This window comes from Kitasatospora sp. NPDC088742, assembly GCF_055584905.1.
Genome location: NZ_JBVJLD010000012.1, coordinates 106,477 through 124,773 on the forward strand (window position 1 = coordinate 106,477; position 18,297 = coordinate 124,773).

An 18,297-nucleotide genomic window follows, 5' to 3' on the forward strand; every position below is an offset into this window, starting at 1 on the left:
TGGTGTGACCGAGGTGTGGCGGGCGTTGCTGGTCGGAGTGGGGGAGACCCCCTACGCCGAGCCGGAGTTCGAGCCGCTCGGGGAGCCGGTCGCGGCCGATCTGGCCGCGATGCGGACAGCCCTGGAGGAGTCCGGCTACCAGGTCGACACCGTGGACGGCCTTGCCGGCCGGTCCGCGATCACCACCGCCGTCTACGAGGCCGCCTCCGCCGTGCCCGAGGGCGGCACCCTCCTGCTCTACTTCACCGGCCACGGCGTCCGCCACGGCGACGCCGACTACCTCGTGCCCGCCGACGCCCGCGCTCCGCAGGACGGCAACTGGAGCGCCCCGTACCTGGATTCCCTGCTCCCCGCCGACATCAGCCCCTACCTGGCGCACTGCCGGGCGGGCCTGGTGCTCTGGCTGATCGACGCCTGCCGGGACCCGGTCGACGACGGGCCGGAGGCCTTCGGCACCAGGATCCTCCGGGGCCAGCCGAGCGGGGGCTTCGCCGTCATGGTCGGCTGCTCACCCGGCCAGCGCGGCGGCTTCTCCCCGGAGGGAAGCCACTTCACCCGGGGACTGGCCGAGGCACTCGGCTCGCTCTCCGCGCCCCGGACCGTGGAGGAGGTCCACCGGGCGGCCACCGAGCACACCGCCCGGGCGGCCCGGCGGCAGGGCCTCACCCAGGACGTCTGGATCCGCTACGGCGGGGACCGCGACAGCGAGACCAGGTCGGCCGTGATCTGCGAGGGGCGCCGGCTGCTGGAGGAGTGGCGGGCGGCCGTCACCGACCAGCGGATCTGGGCCCTGGTGCCCCCGGGCACCGACCGCACCGTGGCCAGGCTCCAGGAGCACCTGCTCGACCTGGTCGAGAGCTGCGCCCGCAACGTCCACCGGGCCCAGTCGCAGCTGCCTGACCCGTGGGCCGACGACGACTTCCCCGTCCGGCTGCTGCGCTTCCTCGCCCACCTGCTTCCCGCTGCCCCGGGGACGCTCTCCCCGATCGAGGCGGCAGCGCTGATCGCCGCCCCCTTCCTGCGCGAGGCCGCCTGGGCGGACCGGCTGCACCAGGCCGCCGCGGTCCGACCGCTGTGCGGTGAACGGCTGCCGGAGGCCGGCCAGTTGCGCAGGCACCTGGAGCAGGTGCAGGACCACTACCGCCAGGCGGCCAGGAAGCTGGTGGTCAGTCAGGCCAGGGGGCGGGGCGAGGACGCCACCGCGCTGGGCCTGTGGCTGGTGCACCGGTGGATCGGCGAACGCCTGGAGACCGACGAGACCCCCGTGCCCGCCGAACCGGCAGGCCGGTTCGCCGTCGAGGCCTCGGGCGGCGGCGAACGCTCCGGTGAACTCGCCTCGCTCCTGCGTGACCTGGCCTCCGAGATCGGCCTCGACCTGCCCCGCGAGGGCGGCCCCGACCACGAGCCGCTCCGCTTCCGCCTGGCCGACGGCGAGATCGCCGCACTGCGCTACCGCCCGCTGGCCGCCCTGCTCCGGCTGGCGGCCGCCCTGGCCGCCGACGCGCGGGCCTTCCCCTCGGTCATCGCCGACCACCTGGCCGTCTCCGATCCGGTCACGCCGGGCGAGGTGGTCCGGCTGGTCCGCACCGAACTTGACTGGGAGCGGGACGCCCAGGGCCTGCTCCACCTGCACCTGGTCAGCCCGCACCAGGCCCTGCACGCCGCGATGGCCGAGACCGTCGAACGGGCCGACCGGATGGCCGAGTTCACCGTCCGCCTCAAGCACCGCCTGCCCGAGACGGAGGCGTCCCTGCTGGCGGCCCTCCCGCACCGGGTGACGGACAACCACCTGCGGCCGGGCAGCCGGGACGGGCGGGCGCGGTACGAGACTCCGTTGCTGCGTTTCCAGTTGGCGCAGACGGAGGTGCGGGAGCTGCTGATGGGGCGGCAGCTGTACGGGGAGCCGGAGTTGGCGATCCGTGAGCTGTACCAGAACGCGATGGACGCCTGCCGCTACCGCGAGATGCGCTGGAGCTACCTGCGCGCGAAGGGCCCCGTGCCGGTGCGGTGGACCGGGCGGATCACCTTCACCCAGGGCGTGGACGAGGGTGGTCGGCGGTTCGTGGAGTGCACCGACAACGGTGTGGGGATGGGCCGGGAGCAGCTGAAGTCGACGTTCACCCGGGCGGGCCGGCGGTTCGAGCAGTCGCGGTCGTTCCGGCGGGAGCAGGCGGCCTGGCTGCGGCACGACCCGTCGTTCCGGCTGTACCCCAACTCCCGTTTCGGCATTGGTGTGTTGAGCTACTTCATGCTCGCCGACGAGATGACCGTGGTCACCCGCGAGGTCTTCCCGGACGGTGCGGTGGCCCCGCACGCGCTGCGAGTGGAGATCCCCAGCAGCGGCAGCCTGTTCCGGATCCAGCAGCAGACCGACCCCACGGAGGACAACCTCCCGGAGGGCGGGACGCGGGTACGGCTCTACCTGCGGGAGGAGCCGGAGACGGTCGAGGTCTCGTGCGTGGCCACCCTGCGGCGGCTGGTCGCGGTCAGCGAGTTCGCGATGGTGGCCCGCCACGCGGGGCGGGTGGAGCAGTGGCGGCCGGGGGAGCTTGCCGAGGGCCCGTGGAACGTGCGGAAGGTTGCTCACCCGGCGGTGCCGGGCACCCTCTGGTTCGTCGCGGCCGGCGGGGCCGTGCTCTGCGACGGCATCGTCACCGACCGGACGCCGTACGGCTACGTGCTCAACCTGACCGGACCGCAGGCGGGGAGACTGAGCGTCGACCGGAAGACCCTGCAGGAGTACGACCTGGGTTGGGAGGCCGAGATGTGGCGGGCGGGCGCGGTCGAGCTGCTCGACTGGGCCCACCTGGATCTGCTGTGGCTGTGGGCACTGGCGGAGGAGACCCTCGGACTGGCCAGGGTGATCTGGCAGGAGTGGGCCGGCAAGGGGGTGTGGATACGGCTCCCCGTCGAGGGCGGGGGCTCGGTCGGACTGCCACTGGACCAGGTCGGCTGGTACGCGGACGACCTCAGCGTCGTGGGAGGGCTTCGCGATGGGTCCCTCTCACCCTGGCGGTCCGCCGTGCTGGAGCCCTACACCCGGGCCGACCCGTACGAGGGGGCTCCCGCCTCGGTCCTCGGGTACCCGGTACCGCAACCCGGGGACCTCCAGTTGGCCAGGCACACGGACGACTGGGTGACGACGCTCGCCCAGGCCTCTGCCCAGGGTCGTTCGCCACGCGAGGCATGGCGGGTCCTGCGGGCCCTGCGAGTGGTGCATCCGGGCCAGGCGGCCCCGCCGACCACGGGCCCTACGCCGCTCGACGTGCCGGACGACATCGACGTATCGGTGGCCAGGACCCTCGCGGCACGGTACTTCAGGGACGACGTCGAGGAGCACTTCACCCAGGACCCGGGAGATCCGCGGAACCTGCTCGAGCTGTCCAGGGAGAGCGGCAGGCCGCTGGGTGAGCTCTTCGACCGGGCGTCCCGGTTGGCCGCGCTCCACGGCTACCACCTGCCGGAGGTTCCTGAGGAGTATCGGGAGCACGTCGTCACCGACCTGGAGGTCGAGCTGCTCTCCCACCTCCCCGAGGCGGACACCCGCCGGTGGGCCGATTCGGTGGTCGACCTGGCCGGGGCGGCGCGGTCCCGCGGACCGGTCACCCCGCCCGCCCAGCAGGAGACCCTGCGGCGGTTCGCGTGGCTGGGTCACAGAGTGCCGGAACTCGACGAGGTGGAAGCCTGGTTGGAGGTCACGGAAGGTCAGCGAGAGGTGGTTTCGCGCTACCTCGATAGGAGGGGCGAGGGCCGGCCGGTGCTGAGCTGGGGTGCGGCGGTCGAACTCGCCGCCGAACGGGGCTGCTCCGTCGGTGAGGTGGTGGTCGACCTCCAGGAGCGGGCGCCACGGCTGGGCGTCGTCTTCGGCCGGCCCGGCGCGGAGGGGATGAGCGGAGGGGAGCTGGTCCCCAGCGCGTCCCTGGTGATGCTGCTCAGGGAGGTGAGGCGCCTCGGGTGGTGGCCGGAGGACGGCCTGGGTGTCGAGGCGCTCGGTTTCGTGCTCCGCCAAGTACGTGTCGACGCGGTTCGGTCGACGATCGCGGAGCTCACCGCGCTCGGGATCCGGCTGCCGCAGGACCTCCGTCTGGTCGAGGAGTGGAGCACGCTGTCGGTCCGGACCAGGACGGTGCTCTCCGGCCGGAACGCTCAGCAGTCCGACACCGACTTCCCGGCCGAGGAGGTCACCGGCGCGGTGCTCCTCGCGGCGGCCAGGCAGCTCCGCGAGGATCTCGACGACGTGTGGGAGGTGGCCCGGCGGGAGGGCGCGCGGTTCGGCCAGGACCATGCACGACTGCCGGGGGACCTGCGCGACTTCCGGCCGGAGGCGCCGGAGGTCCGGGCGCTGGTGGAGGTCCAGCGCCCGGACCCCGCCGAGGTCTTCCTCCCCGGGATCAGGCTGATACCCGCTCCGGAGTGGAAGGCCCTCACGCCCCGTCATCTCGCGCGGTGCGCGGACCAGACCGGTCGGACTGCCGCAGACGCCTACCGCCGGATCGCCCGACTGCGTCAGATCGGTGCCCTCGTCGCCGATCTGACGGACGACCAGCTCGCTCCGCTGGAAGGGCTGGAGCCCGACACCAGGGTCCTGGTCGCCCTCGACGACGGAGTGAGGGTGAGTGCTCCGGAAGGCCCGCTCGTCCCGCTGGATCTGGTGAGCATCGCCGGGCGGCTGGGCGAGACCGTGGCGGAGGTCTGGCAGCGGATCGAGCCCTACCTGGTGGTCGGCCCGCCACCGCAGGTGCCGGAACGGCCGGCTGTGCTGCCGCTCTGGCAGGACTTCGCGATCCTCTCCGTCCACTTGGACGGCATGCTTCCCGCGATCGAGGGGCGGGTGGGCCGGGCCCACGTCGCGCTGGTGGCGACGGAGCTGGACGTGGAGGAGGCGTGGGTCTGGGAGCGGCTGGAGCTCTACCGGGGGATGTTCGGGCTGGACCTGGGTGAACGCCCGTAGTTCGTAGGGGAGTTCACCCAGGGCCGGTGCCTCAGTGTGAGACGGCCGCCGACGCGTCGAAGTGGTCGTTGGTCTTGCAGCCGAGGTTGTCGTAGGTGTTGACCCTGGTCTCGGGGTCGGTCCAGAGCAGGCGGAACTTGCAGGCGCCCTTGATGTGCTCCCCGGTGATGCCGCCGGGGAAGTCGATCTCCTTGTTCCAGAGGTAGGGCGACTGGTAGTCGTTGACTGCGGCGGTGGCGTTCACGTCGATGCCGCCGGGGGCCTCGATCTCGTAGACCCAGCCGGTCTTGGCCGCGCCGTAGGTGGCGAACTTCTGCGCCACCCACTTCTCGCAACTGGTGCTCAGGTGGGCGGTGTTCTGGCCGCCGCCCTTGACGATGTACTCGTCCAGCGGGGCGAGGTAGTCGCCGCGCGGGGTGAAGCCGTCCTCGAAGATCTGCTCCACGTTCTCCCGGGTGTCGCCGCGCCAGAGGGTGTTGGTGTCCTCGCGCCACTGCCAGTTCTCCGTGACGGAGGCGTGCAGGACGTCCGGGACGAGGGTGGAGGAGGTGGAGGTGGTGGTGCGCCACCAGTCGGAGAGGTGGACGTGCCCGACCGGGCCGCACGGGCCGGTGTCGGGGCCGGCGGCCTCGGCGGGGGTGGTGACGGCCAGCGAGGCGAGGGCGAGGGAGGTGGCGGCGGCGAGGCGCAGAGCTGCCTTGAGCATGGTGAGAGCCCATCAGGTGATCAACAGGGACGGGCCCTTTCTACCGTGCGCGAAGATCACCGGGGCTGCTGAAACGGTCCGCCTTCACCCCTGCGGGCGAACGGTGCGGTGGCAACCGGGCCGGTACGACAAGTGGGGTGTCCCGCAAGGCAGTCGGTCTTATTCGCGGACGTGTGCGGGCTCGCGTGCGAGGATGACCGGATGCCGTCACCAGTGCCGTTCGGAGAACAGCTGCGCGCCGGGCTCGGGGCACCGAAGCGCGCCCGCCGACTCGAGAGCAGCCCGCGCTCGCGCGTCTGGCGGGTGGAGCTGAACGGGCGTCAGGCGGTGGTGAAGCAGGCCGTGGAGGGCGCGGACGCCGAGGAGCGCTACGCCCGGGAGCTGGCCGGGCTGCGGATCGCGGCGCGCGCCGCGGTCCCGGTGGTGCCCGCCGTCCTGGGCGCCGACCCCGTCGCGCGCGTCCTGGTCCTGGAGCACCTGGACCACCAACGGCCGTCCGCCGACTGGATCGTGGCCTACGCGGAGGCTCTCGCCCGCATGCACGCGACCGGCAGCCCGCAGGACGCCGACGTACTGCCCCGCTGGCAGGGCCCGTCCCGGGCCGACGTCGACTCCTTCCTCGCGCTGGCCGGGACCCTCGGCGTCCCCGCCCCGGCCGGCCTGGCCGCCACGCTCGGCGAGCTCGTGGAGCGGCTCGCCGGCGCCCCCGGCCATGCCCTGCTCCACGGCGACCCTTGCCCCGGCAACGACCTGCACACCGCCGACGGGGTCCGCTTCATCGACTTCGAGCAGTCCTCGCTCGGCAGCGGCCTGGTCGAACTCGCCTACCTGCGCATCGGGTTCCCGACCTGCTGGTGCGTCACCTCGGCCCCCGCCCCACTGCTGGAACGGGCGGAGACGGCCTACCGCACCGCCTGGCACGCCGCCACCGGCACCGACCTCGGCGCCGCCGACCTCACCGACGCCTGCACCGGCTGGCTCCTGCGCGGCGACGCCCTCGTCCCCCGCGCCGACCGCGGCCCGACCGACCACCTCGCCCGCCTCCCCACCCAGGACTGGACCTGGGGCACCACCACCGCCCGCCGCCGCCTCGCCCACCGCCTCGCCGTGGTCGGCCGGTTGACGGCGGACCGCCCGGACCTGCACGCCCTCGCCACCCTCTGTACCGACCTACGCGCCACGATGCTCACCCGCTGGCCCACCCTCCCCCGGGTCCCGGCTGAACGCCCGTAGCGCGGAGGCGGCGGCGGTCGCGATGGTCCCGGCGCGGGCGGCCTGCCTACAGCGTTCGTCCAGGCTCGGCGCATGGTGGGCGAGGTACTCGGCCCGGTGCAGCTCGGCGAGTGTCTCCGGATGCCGTGCGATCTCCACCTCCACCGCCCACTTGGTGGTGAAGCGCAGCAGCGGCTTGAGGCTGTCGCTTTCGACCGCCTCGGTCATCGCCCGGGCTTGATCCGTGCTCATCTCGGCCAGCCGGTCCGGCATGAGCGCTGCCACGGCCTCGTGCAGGGCCGTGGGCGTGCGGGCGGGCTGCGGGATCAGCTCGGGACCGCGGATGGGTCGGGCGGCTCATGTGGTTCCTCCTTCGGCTGCCAGGAGTACCGTACGAGCGCCCGGGTACGGAGCGTGGTGCCGACGGCACCACGGTGCTGTCCTGAGGCCGGGGCGAGCCGTTCCGCAGCGCGGCTCACCCCTCCCCGGCCGGGCCGATAGGCTCGTCGGCCGGGGGCGGGACCAAGGGGTGGGGTTTGGCTGAGGTGCGGCGTGCGTTGCTGATCGGCGTGGGGGAGACCCCGGACGCCGAGCGGGAGTTCGGGGCGCTCGCGGAGGCGGTCGGTGCCGACCTGGCCGGGATGCGTACGGCCCTGGAGGAGTCCGGGTATCTCGTCGAGACGGTGACCGGGCGGGAGGCCGGGCGTTCGGGCATCGCGACCGCGATCGAGGAGGCTGCCTCCGCCGTTCCGGAGCGCGGTACCTTCCTGCTGTACTTCACCGGCCACGGTGTGCGCCACGCCGGCACCGACTACCTCGTTCCCGCCGACGCCCGTGCCCCGCTGGAGGGCGGCGGGTGGCGCCGCTCGCACCTGGAATCGCTGCTGCCGGCCGATGTCAGCGACTACCTGACGGACTGCCGGGCGGGCCTGGTGCTCTGGCTGGTCGACGCCTGCCGTGACCCGCTGAGCGAACCGGACGAGGGCTTCGGCACCGCCATCACCCGGGGCCAGCCCGTCGGCCGCTACGCCGTCATGGTCGGCTGCTCGCCGGGCCAGCGGAGCGGCTATTCGGAGGAGGGGAGCTTCTTCACCCGGGGTCTGGCCGAGGCGCTCGGTTCGCTCTCCGCGCCGAGGACGGTGCACGAGGTGTTCGAGGCGGCCCGGGCCAGGACGGCCCGTTCGGCGGCGGTGTCGGGGCACCGGCAGGACGTCTGGATCCGCTACGGCGCCGACCAGGAGGAGGCGGCCAAGGCGACCGAGATCTGCGACGGGCGGCAGCTGCTGGCGGAGTGGGAGGCGATGGTCACGGCCCCCGCCCTGTGGGAGGCGGTGGCGCCCGGTCAGGACGAGGTGGTCGGGCGGCTCCAGCAGGCACTGGTCGAGTTGGTCCGGGACTGCGCCCGGTCGGTGCACCGGGCCCAGGAACGGCTGCCGGACCCGTGGGCCGACGAGGACTTCCCGGTACGGCTGCTGCGCGTCCTGCCGCAACTGCTGCCACCGGGCCGGGGCAGCTGCCTGCCGGTCGAGGTCGCCGCCCTCGCCGCCGCGCCGTTCCTGTACGAGCAGGCCCGAGCGGACCGCTGGCTCCAGCTGGCCGAGATCGAGCCGCTGACCGCCGAACGGCTGCCGCACGCAGGACAGTTGAGGCGCCATCTGGAGCAGGTGCACGACCACTACCGGCACGTCACCCGACGCTTGGAGCGCTGCCGGGAGCGCAACCGCCCCGAGGACGCCGAGACCCTGGCGCTGTGGCTGGCCCACCGGTGGGTCAACGAGCGGTCCGAGACGGACGCGGTCGCCGTTCCGGCGCAGGCGGCCGGGCCGTTCGCGGAGCTGGTGGCCGGGGCGCGCTCGACCGAATTCACCTCGGTAATAAGGGAGTTGGCGGGTCAGATCGGCCTCGATCTGCCGGCCGAGTACGAGGCGGGGCGCGAGGAGGTCCGGGTCCGGCCGTTCGGTCTGGCCGCGCAGTCCCTGCGGTTCCGCCCGCTGGCCGCCCTGCTCCGGCTGGCGGCCGCCCTGGCCGCCGACGCCCGGGCCCTCCCCTCGGTGGTGGCCGACCACCTGGCCGTCTCCGACCCCGTGACACCGGACGTCCTGCTGCGGGTGGTCCGGGAGACGGAGTGGGAACGCGACGCCCAAGGGCTGCTCCACCTGCACCTGGTGAGCCCGCATCAGGCCGTCCACGCCGCGATGGCCGAGATCGTCGAGCGCGCCGACCGCATCGCGGAGGGCATCGGCCGGGGGCGCAAGCGGATGCCCGGCAGCGAGACCGACCTGCTGGTGGCGGTGCCGCACCGGGTGACGGACAACCACCTGGCGGCGGGGGGCCAGGACGGCCGGCCCCGCTACGAGACCCCGCTGCTGCGTTTCCAGTTGGCGCAGACGGAGGTGCGGGAGCTGCTGATGGGCCGGCAGCTCTACGGGGAGCCGGAGTTGGCGATCCGTGAGCTGTACCAGAACGCGATGGACGCCTGCCGGTACCGGAGGATGCGCTGGCGCTACCTCGGGTCGAGCGGCCGGCACACCCTGCCGTGGACGGGGCGGATCACCTTCACGCAGGGGGTGGACGAGGCCGGCCGGCGGTACGTGGAGTGCCGGGACAACGGCGTGGGGATGGGCCGGGAGCAGCTGAAGTCGACGTTCACCCGGGCGGGTCGGCGGTTCGAGCAGTCGCGGTCGTTCCGGCGGGAGCAGGCGGCCTGGCTGCGGCACGACCCGTCGCTGCGGCTCTATCCCAACTCCCGCTTCGGAATTGGTGTGTTGAGTTACTTCATGCTGGCGGAGGAGATGACCGTGGTCACCCGGGAGGTGTACCCGGACGGCACCGTCGCCCGGCACGCGCTCCGGGTGGAGATCCCGAGCAGCGGCAGCCTCTTCCGCATCCAGCAGCACACCGACGGGACGGACGACAGCTGCCCGGAAGGCGGTACCCGGGTACGGCTCTACCTGCGCGACGATGCGGACCTGGCTGAACTGTCCTGCGTCAGCACCTTGGACCGCCTCGTTGCGGTGAGCGAGTTCGCGATGGAGGCCAGGTACGGCCACCTCGCGGAGGAGTGGGTGGCGGACGCGCTGCGTCCGGGCCCGTGGAACAGCGGTGGGGACGCCCAGCCGGCGGTGGCCGGAGCCCTCTGGTGGGTGCGCGGGACCGGGGCCGTGCTCACCGACGGGATCGTCTCGGACCGGAAGCCGACCGGGTACGTGCTGAACCTGACCGGGCCTCAGGCCGGGCGGCTGAGCGTGGACCGCAAGACGCTGCAGGAGTACGACCGGGAGTGGGAGAAGGAGACCTGCCTGGCGGGGCTGGACGCGCTGATCGCCTGGCCCCGGCTCACCATGGAATGGTTCTGGCAGTTGGAGGCCGCCGAGCTCCCGCTGGCCGAGGAGCTGTGGCCGCGGCTGAGGGGCCGGAGCTTGGTCGTCCGGGCGGAGACGGAGGGGGATGACCGCCAGGTCCGCTTGGACGAGGTCGGCTGGTGCTACCTGGATGCGGACCTCGGCGAGCTCCGCCGGCACCGGCTCTCCCCGGAAGTGAGCTCGGCGTTCGCCCCGTGGCGCGCAGCAGCCCTGTCGCGTCCCAGGGAGCTGCCCGGGCTGGTACCGCCGGTCTTCCTGACGGGGTACCCCCTGGCCGCGCCGGGCGACGTGGGCACGGCCGGTGTTCTGGTCGGGGGCTGGAAGGCCGCAGTGCGGGAGGCGTCCGGGCAGGGCCTGAGCCTGGCCGAGTTCCAGCGGGCAGGTCGCGGACTGCGCATGTGCCATCCGGACCTGGCGGTTCCCCGGCTGACGCCGGAACTGGCACGGACCGAACTGTCCCAGACGGACCTGCGCCTGATCGACGGAATGGCCTGGCAGTTGCCGCACCAGAGCGACTGGGTGATCCGTATCAGTCCGGGGATCGACGACCACGACGGCCTGCTCTGGTCCTCGATGGCACTCCGCCGGCCGCTGGGTGAGTTGGTGGAGCGGTTGAACCGGCTCGCGCCCCTGCCCCGCCTGGTGCTCCCGGAAGTCCCGGAGCACCATCGGGGCCATGTGTGCACGGAGGCGGAGATCGGCATGCTCTATGCCGACGGCGGTCGGGTCCGGACGTACTGGGACGTCCTGGAGGTGGCACCGGACGGCGACGTGGAGGTCGTGCTGGCCACCTTGGAGGCCTACGGTTGGCTGGGCTGGACCTGTCCCGACCGGTCGGCAGCCACAGCCTGGTCGACGCTCCCCGGCGATCTGCGCTCGGTGCTCCGGAAAGTGATGGTCCATCAGGAGGGGGCCTGGCTGCTGCGGCCCCTGGCGGAAGTGGTGCTGGCCCACGAGCTGGAGATCACGGTGGGCCGGGCGAGGGAGCTGGTCGCCGAGGTGGCGGAGAAGTTGAACCTGGTCCACACCTCCATGCCCGAGCCCGGGGTGCCGCACGACGAGCTGATCCCCTCCAGGCTCACGTCAGCGCTGTGCTTCAGCCCGTTGCGCCCCGTGGCCGCTCTCGGGGCGATGGTAAGGGCGTGCCGGCATGCACAGCTGGACGAGGTCACCGCGGCGCTGGACGAGCTGCGACGGCTGGGGATCGCTCTGCCACCCGGAAGCGGGCTGATCCGCGAGTGGCGGGAGCTACCCTTCCAAGCTCAGGTCGTTCTGGCGGACGGATCCTCCGAGAGCGACGACAGGATCGGTCCGGCCGATCGCATGACCGAGGCGGGTCTGTTCGCGGCGGCGCGGCGTCTGGGTGAGCCGCTGGAGAGCGTCTGGGCGTTGGCCCGGACCTTGGCGGACCGATTCGGTTTCCCCTGCCCGGAGTTTCCGGTGAGCCTCGCCGGGTTCCGGCCCGGCCAGCGGCACGGCCGGGCGCTGCTGCGGCTGGCCGGGCCGAGGCCGCAGTTGCTGCAGGTCGACCGCTGGGAGTGGCAGCCGCTGACCGGTGAGCTGCTGGCTGAGTGCACGTCGTCCCTCGAAGGGAGCGGCAACCCCGGTGCCGCCTACCGGGAGTTGGCAAGGATCCGTGATTTCGGCGCACTGGTACCGGAGCTGACGGCCGAGCAGATCGCCGCACTCGACGCCGCGTCGTGCAACGCATCCATCTGTGAGGCACTGAAGGACGACTATCGGGTGAGCGAGCCCGGGATGCCGCTGGTAGCGCTGGACTTGTTGAGCATCGCCGGCCGCCTCGGCGAGTCGGTTCGAGAGGTGTGGGAGCGGATCGAGCCGTACCTGGCGCTCGGGCCGGAGCCGCAGGTGCCGGAGCGGCCCGATGTGCTGCCGCTCTGGCAGGATTTCGCGATCCTCTCCGTGTACCTGGACGGGCTGCTCCCGGCCGTCTCGGGACGGGTGAGCCGGGAGCACGTGGTGTTCGTTGCCGGAGAGATCGAGGAGAGCGAGGAGTGGGTCTGGGGCCGGCTCGCGCTCTACCAGGGGATGTTCGGGCTGGACTTGGGAGAACGGAAGCAGGATGGCTGAGCACGACTTCGCCGCACAGTACGTCGAGCAGCGGCTGCCCGACGTGCCGGAGGCGGACTACACCCGCACCGAGGACGACAAGGGCGTCCGGGTGGTGGGGCCGTGTCCGCGGTGTCAGGGGCGGACGGAGACCAACTGGGGCCACGGGCTGGCCGGGACGGGGACCAAGGCGATCTTCCGGCGGAACCGGCAGGCGGTGGCCGCGCCCGTGCGGGAGGTCTACTACTGCGAGTGCGGATACCCCCACCCCGGGATGGCGGTGAACGCGCCGTTCACCGGGTGCGGCGCGAGTTGGCAGATCGAGGTGGCGCCGTGAGCGAGCAGGCGGACCGGCGGTGGGAGGTGCTGGCGCGGGAGTTGGAGTTCACCCAGCTGCCGGAGCTGCGCAAGCAGGCGGAGGGGTGGCGCAACGGGCTGTCGGGGCTGGCCGCGCTGGTCGCGGTGCTGACCGTGCTCAAGGGACGGGACGGGCTCGCCGAACTCCCCGACGGGCTCCGGAACGTGGCCGGGGTGGCGGTGGCCGCCGCGTTCGTGCTGCTGGTCACCGGGACGTTGCTCGCGGTGCGGGCCGCGCACGGCAGTCCGGGGGAGACCATCCTGCGCAACGGGCCCAGGCTGAAGGCGTGGACGGAGCAGGAGCTCGGCCGGGTCACCAGGGGTCTGCGGAGGGCGACTTGGTGCTGCGTCGGTGGTCTGGTGGCGGCGACCGCCGCCGTGGCGGTGGCCTGGTTCGGGGCGCCGTCCCCGCCCGCGCATCCGGTGCGGGTCGGCGAGGTCTGCGGTGAGCTGGTCTCGGCCGGGCCGGAGGGGATCGTGTTGAAGGTGGGGGACGAGGAGAAGCGGCTGGCGGTCGGGACGGTGGTGGCGGTGGGGAGTTGCACCCGGTCCTGAGGTGATCAGGCGGACAGGGCCTCGTCGAGGGCCGGGAGGGCGCGCTCGAAGCCGTGGTCCGAGGTGGCGGCGAAGCCGATCAGCAGTCCGCCGGGCAGGCCGGGTGCTGCCGGGTCGTGGTGGAGCTCGGTCAACCCGCGCAGGGCGATGCCGCGTTCGGCGCAGCGGGCCAGCAGGGCGGCCTCCTCGCGTTCGGTGGTGACCAGGGTGTGCAGCCCGGCGGGGACGCCGTGCGGGGTGAAGTCCGGGTGCCGGTCGATGAGTTGGTGCAGCAGGAGGCGGCGCCGGCGGTAGCGGAGTCGGGCGGCGCGGACGTGGCGGTCGTAGGCGTGGGTGTCGATCAGTTCGGCGAGGGTGAGCTGGCCGAGGGTCTCGGTGTAGAGGTCGGCCCGCTCCTTGGCCGCGACCACGGGGCGTACCAGGTGCGGGGGCAGGGCCAGCCAGCCCAGGCGGAGGGCGGGGGCGAGGGTCTTGGAGGCGCTGCCGCAGTAGGCGGTGTGCGCGGGGGCGAGGCCCTGGAAGGCGCCGACCGGGCGGCGGTCGTGGCGGAACTCGCCGTCGTAGTCGTCCTCGATCACCAGGCCGCCCGTGCGGTGGGCCCAACTCGCCAGCTCCCGGCGGCGGTCGGGGTGCAGCGGGACGCCGGTCGGGTACTGGTGCGAGGGGGTGAGCAGCACCGCCGGGGCGGTCAGCGTCTCCACCCGGGCGCCGTCGCCGTCCACCGGGACGGGCAGTACCCGCAGCCCCGAGCGGGCGATGGCCTCGCGGTAGGTGCGGTGGCCCGGGTCCTCGGCCGCCAGCTCCGTCACCCCCGAGTCCCGCAGCACCTCGGCGAGCAGGCCGATCGACTGGTAGAAGCCGGTGGTGATCACCACCTGCCCGGGCGTGGTCACCACGCCCCTGGTGCGGCCGAGTTGGGTCGCGAGCGCGGCGCGCAGCTCGTACCGGCCCTGGGGATCGCCGGGGCCGAAGTCCTCGGGCCGGGCCCGGGTCAGTACCCGCCGGGTGGCGGCCAGCCAGGCCCGGGTGGGGAAGGCGCTGCCGTCGGGAGTGCCGGGGCGCAGGTCGTGGCGGACGGGCGGGGTGGAGCGGACCGGCACCTCGAATGGCCGGTCGGGGAACAGGAGTTCGGCGACGGTGGTGGCCGCGCCCGGGTGGGTGAGCAGCAGGCCCTCGGCCACCAGCTGGTCGTAGGCGGCGGTCACGGTGCCCCGGGCCAGGCCGAGTTCGCGGGCCAGCGCCCGGGTGGAGGGCAGGGTGGCGCCGGGGCCGAGCCGGCCCTCGCGGACGGCGGCGCGCAGGGCGTCCTCCAGCCCGGCCTGCCGCCGGCCCGGGCCGAGCGACCCGACGTCCAGGTGCAGGTCCGGCCCGTGGGACGAGCGGTGGTTCGCCGACGTACTGGACCAGTCCTCTGTCACGGGACTGGACCTTACCGCTGGTCCGGGCGCTGGCTAGCGTGGGGATCACTCCCCTCGCCGACCGCCCTGGAGAACTCCCGTGATCGTCCTCGCCCATCTCAGCGACACCCACCTGGACGGCTCGCCGCGCGCCGCGGCCCGCACCCGGGCGGTGATGGAGTACCTGAACTCCCTGCCGTACGAGCTGGATGCGGTGCTGGTCAGCGGGGACGTCGCGGACCACGGCAGCCCGGCCGAGTACCGGGAGGCCCGGGAGCTGCTGAGCACCCGTCATCCGCTGCTGCTCCTACCGGGCAACCACGACCGGCGCGCCGCCTTCCGCTCCGTCCTGCTGGGGGAGCCCGGCGGTGAGGGTGCCGCGCCGGTGAACCGGCTGCACGTCGCGGAGCGGTTCGCCGTCGCGCTCTGCGACTCGACCCGGCCCGGGCGGGACGACGGGCTGCTGGAGGAGGAGACGCTGGAGTGGCTGGACGGCGCGCTGGGCTCGGTGGACGTGCCGGTGTTCGTCGCCTTCCACCATCCGCCGGTGCTGCTGGGCATCCCGTACCTGGACGGGCTGCGGCAGTTCGGCGCGGAGCGGCTGGCCGCGCTGACGGCCCGTCATCCGCACGTGGCGGCCTTCCTCTGCGGGCACGCGCACCTGTCGACCGCGACGACCTTCGCCGGCCGCCCGCTGGTGGTCGCCCCGGGAGTGGTGTCGACCGCTCGGCTGCCCTGGGAGGCGCGGCCGGCTCCGGAGGCGCACGTGCACCACGAGCTGCCGCCGGCGGTGGCGTTCCACGTGCTGGACGGGGAGGGGCGGTTCGCCACGCACGTCCGCGTCTGCTGAGTCGGGGCGGGTGCGAACCAGCCAAGTGCCGTATGGGGCGGTGCATCTGAGGGTGCGTCAGTCTCTCAGGAAATCCTCACGGACCTCTTTCGGAGCCATGTGATGTGTGCCATGGTACATGTCACACTCCCCACCGTGTTCACGTCAGGCGACGGGAGAGCCAGCACCACGTCCGTCGCCCTTCACGGTCCGCACCCTCAGATGCCGTGCCCCAAAACACGGCTCGCAGACCGGCCCGGAGGCCACTCCATGCGTAGTTCCCCCACGACGAAGGACCTTGTGCGGCTCCTGGTAGCCGCGTTGATCTGCTGTCTGGGCTTCGCCCTGTTCACCCCCGCCACCAGGGCCGCGGCCCGTGACACCAAGGCACCGCAGCCCGTTCCCGCGCCCCGCGCCGGTGTCGCCCCGCAGCCCGCGATCTCCTCCATAGCCCGCGACGCCCGGGCCGAGGACGGCCACGGCGCCGTCGACGCCGAGCAGCGCGCCCCGTTCCAGACCGTCGAGACCCCGGCGAGGAGCGAGCAGATCCGCTCCAAGCTCTCCGCCGGTGCCGCCGCGGCGGCGGCCGCCGTCTGCACCGTCTCCGACTTCACCTCCAAGACCGGCGCCGCGCTGGTCCAGCAGGTGAAGACGGCCGAGCCCGGCTGCGTCAACACCCTGTTCGCGCTGAAGGGTTCGGAGGCCCAGGCCGCGTTCCGCGAGGCTCAGATGGTCACCGTCGCCGACGCCCTGCGCGCCAACGTCGCCAACTACCCCGGCGACAACAGCACTTCCACCCTCCAGCTGGTGCTCTACCTGCGCGCCGGCTACTTCGTCCAGTGGTACGACCCCTCGGTCGGCACCTACGGCCCGGCCCTCAAGAGCTCCATCGAGGGCGCGCTGGACGCGTTCTTCGCGGCCCCGCGCTCGGCCGACGCGAACGACGCCAACGGCAACGTCCTGGCCGAGACCGTCACCCTGATCGACAGCGCCCAGCGCAACGCCCGCTACCTCTACGTGGTGAAGCGCCTGCTGACCAACTACACGAACGCCTACAACAGTTCGTGGTACATGGTCGCCGCCACCAACAACGCCTACAACGTGCTGTTCCGCGGCCACCAGATGGACGACTTCCTGCCCGCGGCGCAGGCCGACCCGGCACTGTTCACCGTGCTGCGCGACTTCGCCGTCGCCCACGACGACCTGCTCGGCACCGACCAGTGGTACCTGGCCGCCAACGCCGGCCGTGAGCTCGGCCGCTTCCTGCGCCACGACGAGCTGAAGTCGGCGATCCGCCCGATGGTCAAGGAGCTGCTCGGCCGTAGCAACATCACCGGCCGCACCGGCTCGCTCTGGATCGCGCTGGCCGAGATGGCCGACTCGTACGACCAGGCCAACTGCGCCTTCTACGACGTCTGCGACCTGCCCGCCAAGCTCAAGGCCGCTGTTCTGACGGTCAAGTACACCTGCAGCCCGAGCATCCGGATCATCGCCCAGGAGATGACCGAGGCCAACCTGGCGGCGGCCTGCACCAGCCTGACCAACCAGGACGCCTTCTTCCACAACGTGGTCCAGGACAAGGGCCCGGTGGCGGACGACAACAACAGCACCATTGAGGTCGTCGTCTTCAACTCCAGCGCCGACTACAAGAGTTACGCCGGGACGATCTTCGACATCTCCACCGACAACGGCGGCATGTACCTGGAGGGCAAGCCCGCGGTGTCCGGCAACCAGCCGCGCTTCGTCGCCTACGAGGCGGAGTGGCTCCGGCCGGACTTCCAGATCTGGAACCTCAACCACGAGTACACCCACTACCTCGACGGCCGCTTCGACATGTACGGCGACTTCGACGCCGGGCAGACCACGCCGACCGTGATGTGGGTCGAGGGCTTCGCCGAGTACGTCTCCTACTCGTACCGCAACGCCGCCTACGACAAGGCGGTCACCGAGGCCGGCAAGAACACGTACAAGCTCAGCACGCTGTTCGACAACACCTACAACAACTCCGACTCCACCAAGGTCTACCAGTGGGGCTACCTGGCGGTGCGCTACCTGATCCAGTCGCACCCGCAGGACGTGACCACCCTGCTGGCCAGGTACCGGGCCGGTGACTGGGCCGGCGCCCGCACCCTGCTGACCTCCACCATCGGCACCCGCTACGACGCCGACTTCGCCGCCTGGCTGGCGAAGTGCGCGGCCGGTGACTGCAGCACCACCGCCCCGTCCAACCAGACCCCCTCGGCCGGGTTCACCGCCCTGGCCACCGGCCTCTCGGTCAACTTCACCGACGTCTCCGTCGACCCGGACGGCACCATCGCCTCCCGGGCCTGGGAGTTCGGCGACGGCAGCAGCGCCACCACGGCCAACCCGACCAAGGTCTACGCCGCGGCCGGCACCTACACCGTCAAGCTCACCGTGACCGACGACAAGGGCGCCACCGCCACCATCAGCAAGCCGGTCACCGTGGTGGCGCTGCCCAACAACGAGTGCACCACGCCCCGCCGGGACGAGCTGGGCAAGAACTGCCAGCGCTCGAACGTCTCGGCCACGGCCGGGAACTACAGCCCCTTCTTCGTCTACCTCCCGGCGAAGGTCAGCTCGCTGAAGATCACCGTCTCGGGTGGCACCGGCGAGGCGGACCTCTACTACAACCCCACCGGCTGGGCCACCACCTCCGACTACACCGCGCGCTCGGTGAAGACCGGAAACGCGGAGACCCTCACCATCAAGAAGCCGCCGGCCGGCTACGTCTACATCAGCCTGTTCGCGGCCAAGAGCTTCGAGGGCGTCACGATCAAGACCGAGTTCTGAGAAGGCAGTTGATCCACGAAGGCAGTTGATCAACCGCTGAGACGAAC

General features: G+C 72.5%; 10 protein-coding genes. 7 read left to right on the top strand and 3 right to left on the bottom strand.

Annotation, left to right across the window (positions count from 1 at the left end):
• The first annotated feature begins 4 nt into the window (after positions 1 to 4).
• Positions 5 to 4,951 (top strand): HD domain-containing protein, encoded by a 4,947-nt coding sequence (locus ACZ6ZR_RS12860; RefSeq protein WP_465642121.1) that lies wholly within the window; start codon positions 5 to 7, stop codon positions 4,949 to 4,951.
• 31 nt (positions 4,952 to 4,982) lie between these two features.
• Here the strand turns inward: ACZ6ZR_RS12860 and ACZ6ZR_RS12865 are convergent, their stop codons facing one another.
• Entirely contained in the window at positions 4,983 to 5,657 is a 675-nt protein-coding gene (locus tag ACZ6ZR_RS12865) for a scabin-related ADP-ribosyltransferase (protein WP_465642122.1), read from the bottom strand.
• Between the two features lie 201 nt (positions 5,658 to 5,858).
• On the opposite strand from ACZ6ZR_RS12865, the gene ACZ6ZR_RS12870 reads away from it, so the two are divergent.
• Positions 5,859 to 6,890: an aminoglycoside phosphotransferase family protein gene (locus ACZ6ZR_RS12870; protein ID WP_465642123.1), complete on the top strand. Its 1,032-nt coding sequence runs from the start codon at positions 5,859 to 5,861 to the stop codon at positions 6,888 to 6,890.
• Here the strand turns inward: ACZ6ZR_RS12870 and ACZ6ZR_RS12875 are convergent.
• Positions 6,828 to 7,121, bottom strand: a complete 294-nt coding sequence (locus ACZ6ZR_RS12875; RefSeq protein WP_465642124.1) for a hypothetical protein — start codon at positions 7,119 to 7,121, stop codon at positions 6,828 to 6,830. The two genes, ACZ6ZR_RS12870 and ACZ6ZR_RS12875, sit on opposite strands and share 63 nt — an antisense overlap.
• Before the next feature lie 293 nt (positions 7,122 to 7,414).
• On the opposite strand from ACZ6ZR_RS12875, the gene ACZ6ZR_RS12880 reads away from it, so the two are divergent.
• From ACZ6ZR_RS12880 to ACZ6ZR_RS12890, 3 genes are read left to right on the top strand one after another with little or no spacing between them, the layout of a single operon-like run.
• Positions 7,415 to 12,322 carry an HD domain-containing protein gene (locus tag ACZ6ZR_RS12880; protein ID WP_465642156.1) on the top strand — a complete coding sequence of 1,636 codons (4,908 nt, stop codon included), beginning with the start codon at positions 7,415 to 7,417 and terminating at the stop codon, positions 12,320 to 12,322.
• A complete protein-coding gene (locus ACZ6ZR_RS12885) occupies positions 12,315 to 12,638 on the top strand; it encodes a hypothetical protein (protein WP_465642125.1) in 324 nt (107 codons plus the stop codon). Before ACZ6ZR_RS12880 ends, ACZ6ZR_RS12885 begins: the two co-directional genes overlap by 8 nt.
• A complete protein-coding gene (locus ACZ6ZR_RS12890) occupies positions 12,635 to 13,213 on the top strand; it encodes a hypothetical protein (RefSeq protein WP_465642126.1) in 579 nt (192 codons plus the stop codon). Before ACZ6ZR_RS12885 ends, ACZ6ZR_RS12890 begins: the two co-directional genes overlap by 4 nt.
• 5 nt (positions 13,214 to 13,218) lie before the next feature.
• Here the strand turns inward: ACZ6ZR_RS12890 and pdxR are convergent, their stop codons facing one another.
• Positions 13,219 to 14,631 (bottom strand): MocR-like pyridoxine biosynthesis transcription factor PdxR, encoded by a 1,413-nt coding sequence (pdxR, locus tag ACZ6ZR_RS12895; protein ID WP_465642127.1) that lies wholly within the window; start codon positions 14,629 to 14,631, stop codon positions 13,219 to 13,221.
• 79 nt (positions 14,632 to 14,710) lie between these two features.
• Here pdxR and ACZ6ZR_RS12900 point away from each other — a divergent pair, with 79 nt between their 5' ends.
• Both ACZ6ZR_RS12900 and ACZ6ZR_RS12905 read left to right on the top strand, forming a co-directional pair.
• Entirely contained in the window at positions 14,711 to 15,460 is a 750-nt protein-coding gene (locus ACZ6ZR_RS12900) for a metallophosphoesterase (RefSeq protein ID WP_465642128.1), read from the top strand.
• 249 nt (positions 15,461 to 15,709) lie between these two features.
• Positions 15,710 to 18,250, top strand: coding sequence for a collagenase (locus ACZ6ZR_RS12905; RefSeq protein WP_465642129.1), 2,541 nt, complete (start codon positions 15,710 to 15,712; stop codon positions 18,248 to 18,250).
• Positions 18,251 to 18,297 lie beyond the last annotated feature (47 nt).

Coding starts and splice junctions, on each gene's coding strand:
- ACZ6ZR_RS12870 (WP_465642123.1), top strand. CDS start 5,859: ATGCCGTCACCAGTGCCGTTCGGAGAACAGCTGCGCGCCGGGCTCGGG.
- ACZ6ZR_RS12885 (WP_465642125.1), top strand. CDS start 12,315: ATGGCTGAGCACGACTTCGCCGCACAGTACGTCGAGCAGCGGCTGCCC.
- ACZ6ZR_RS12865 (WP_465642122.1), bottom strand. CDS start 5,657: ATGCTCAAGGCAGCTCTGCGCCTCGCCGCCGCCACCTCCCTCGCCCTC.
- ACZ6ZR_RS12905 (WP_465642129.1), top strand. CDS start 15,710: ATGCGTAGTTCCCCCACGACGAAGGACCTTGTGCGGCTCCTGGTAGCC.
- ACZ6ZR_RS12875 (WP_465642124.1), bottom strand. CDS start 7,121: ATGAGCACGGATCAAGCCCGGGCGATGACCGAGGCGGTCGAAAGCGAC.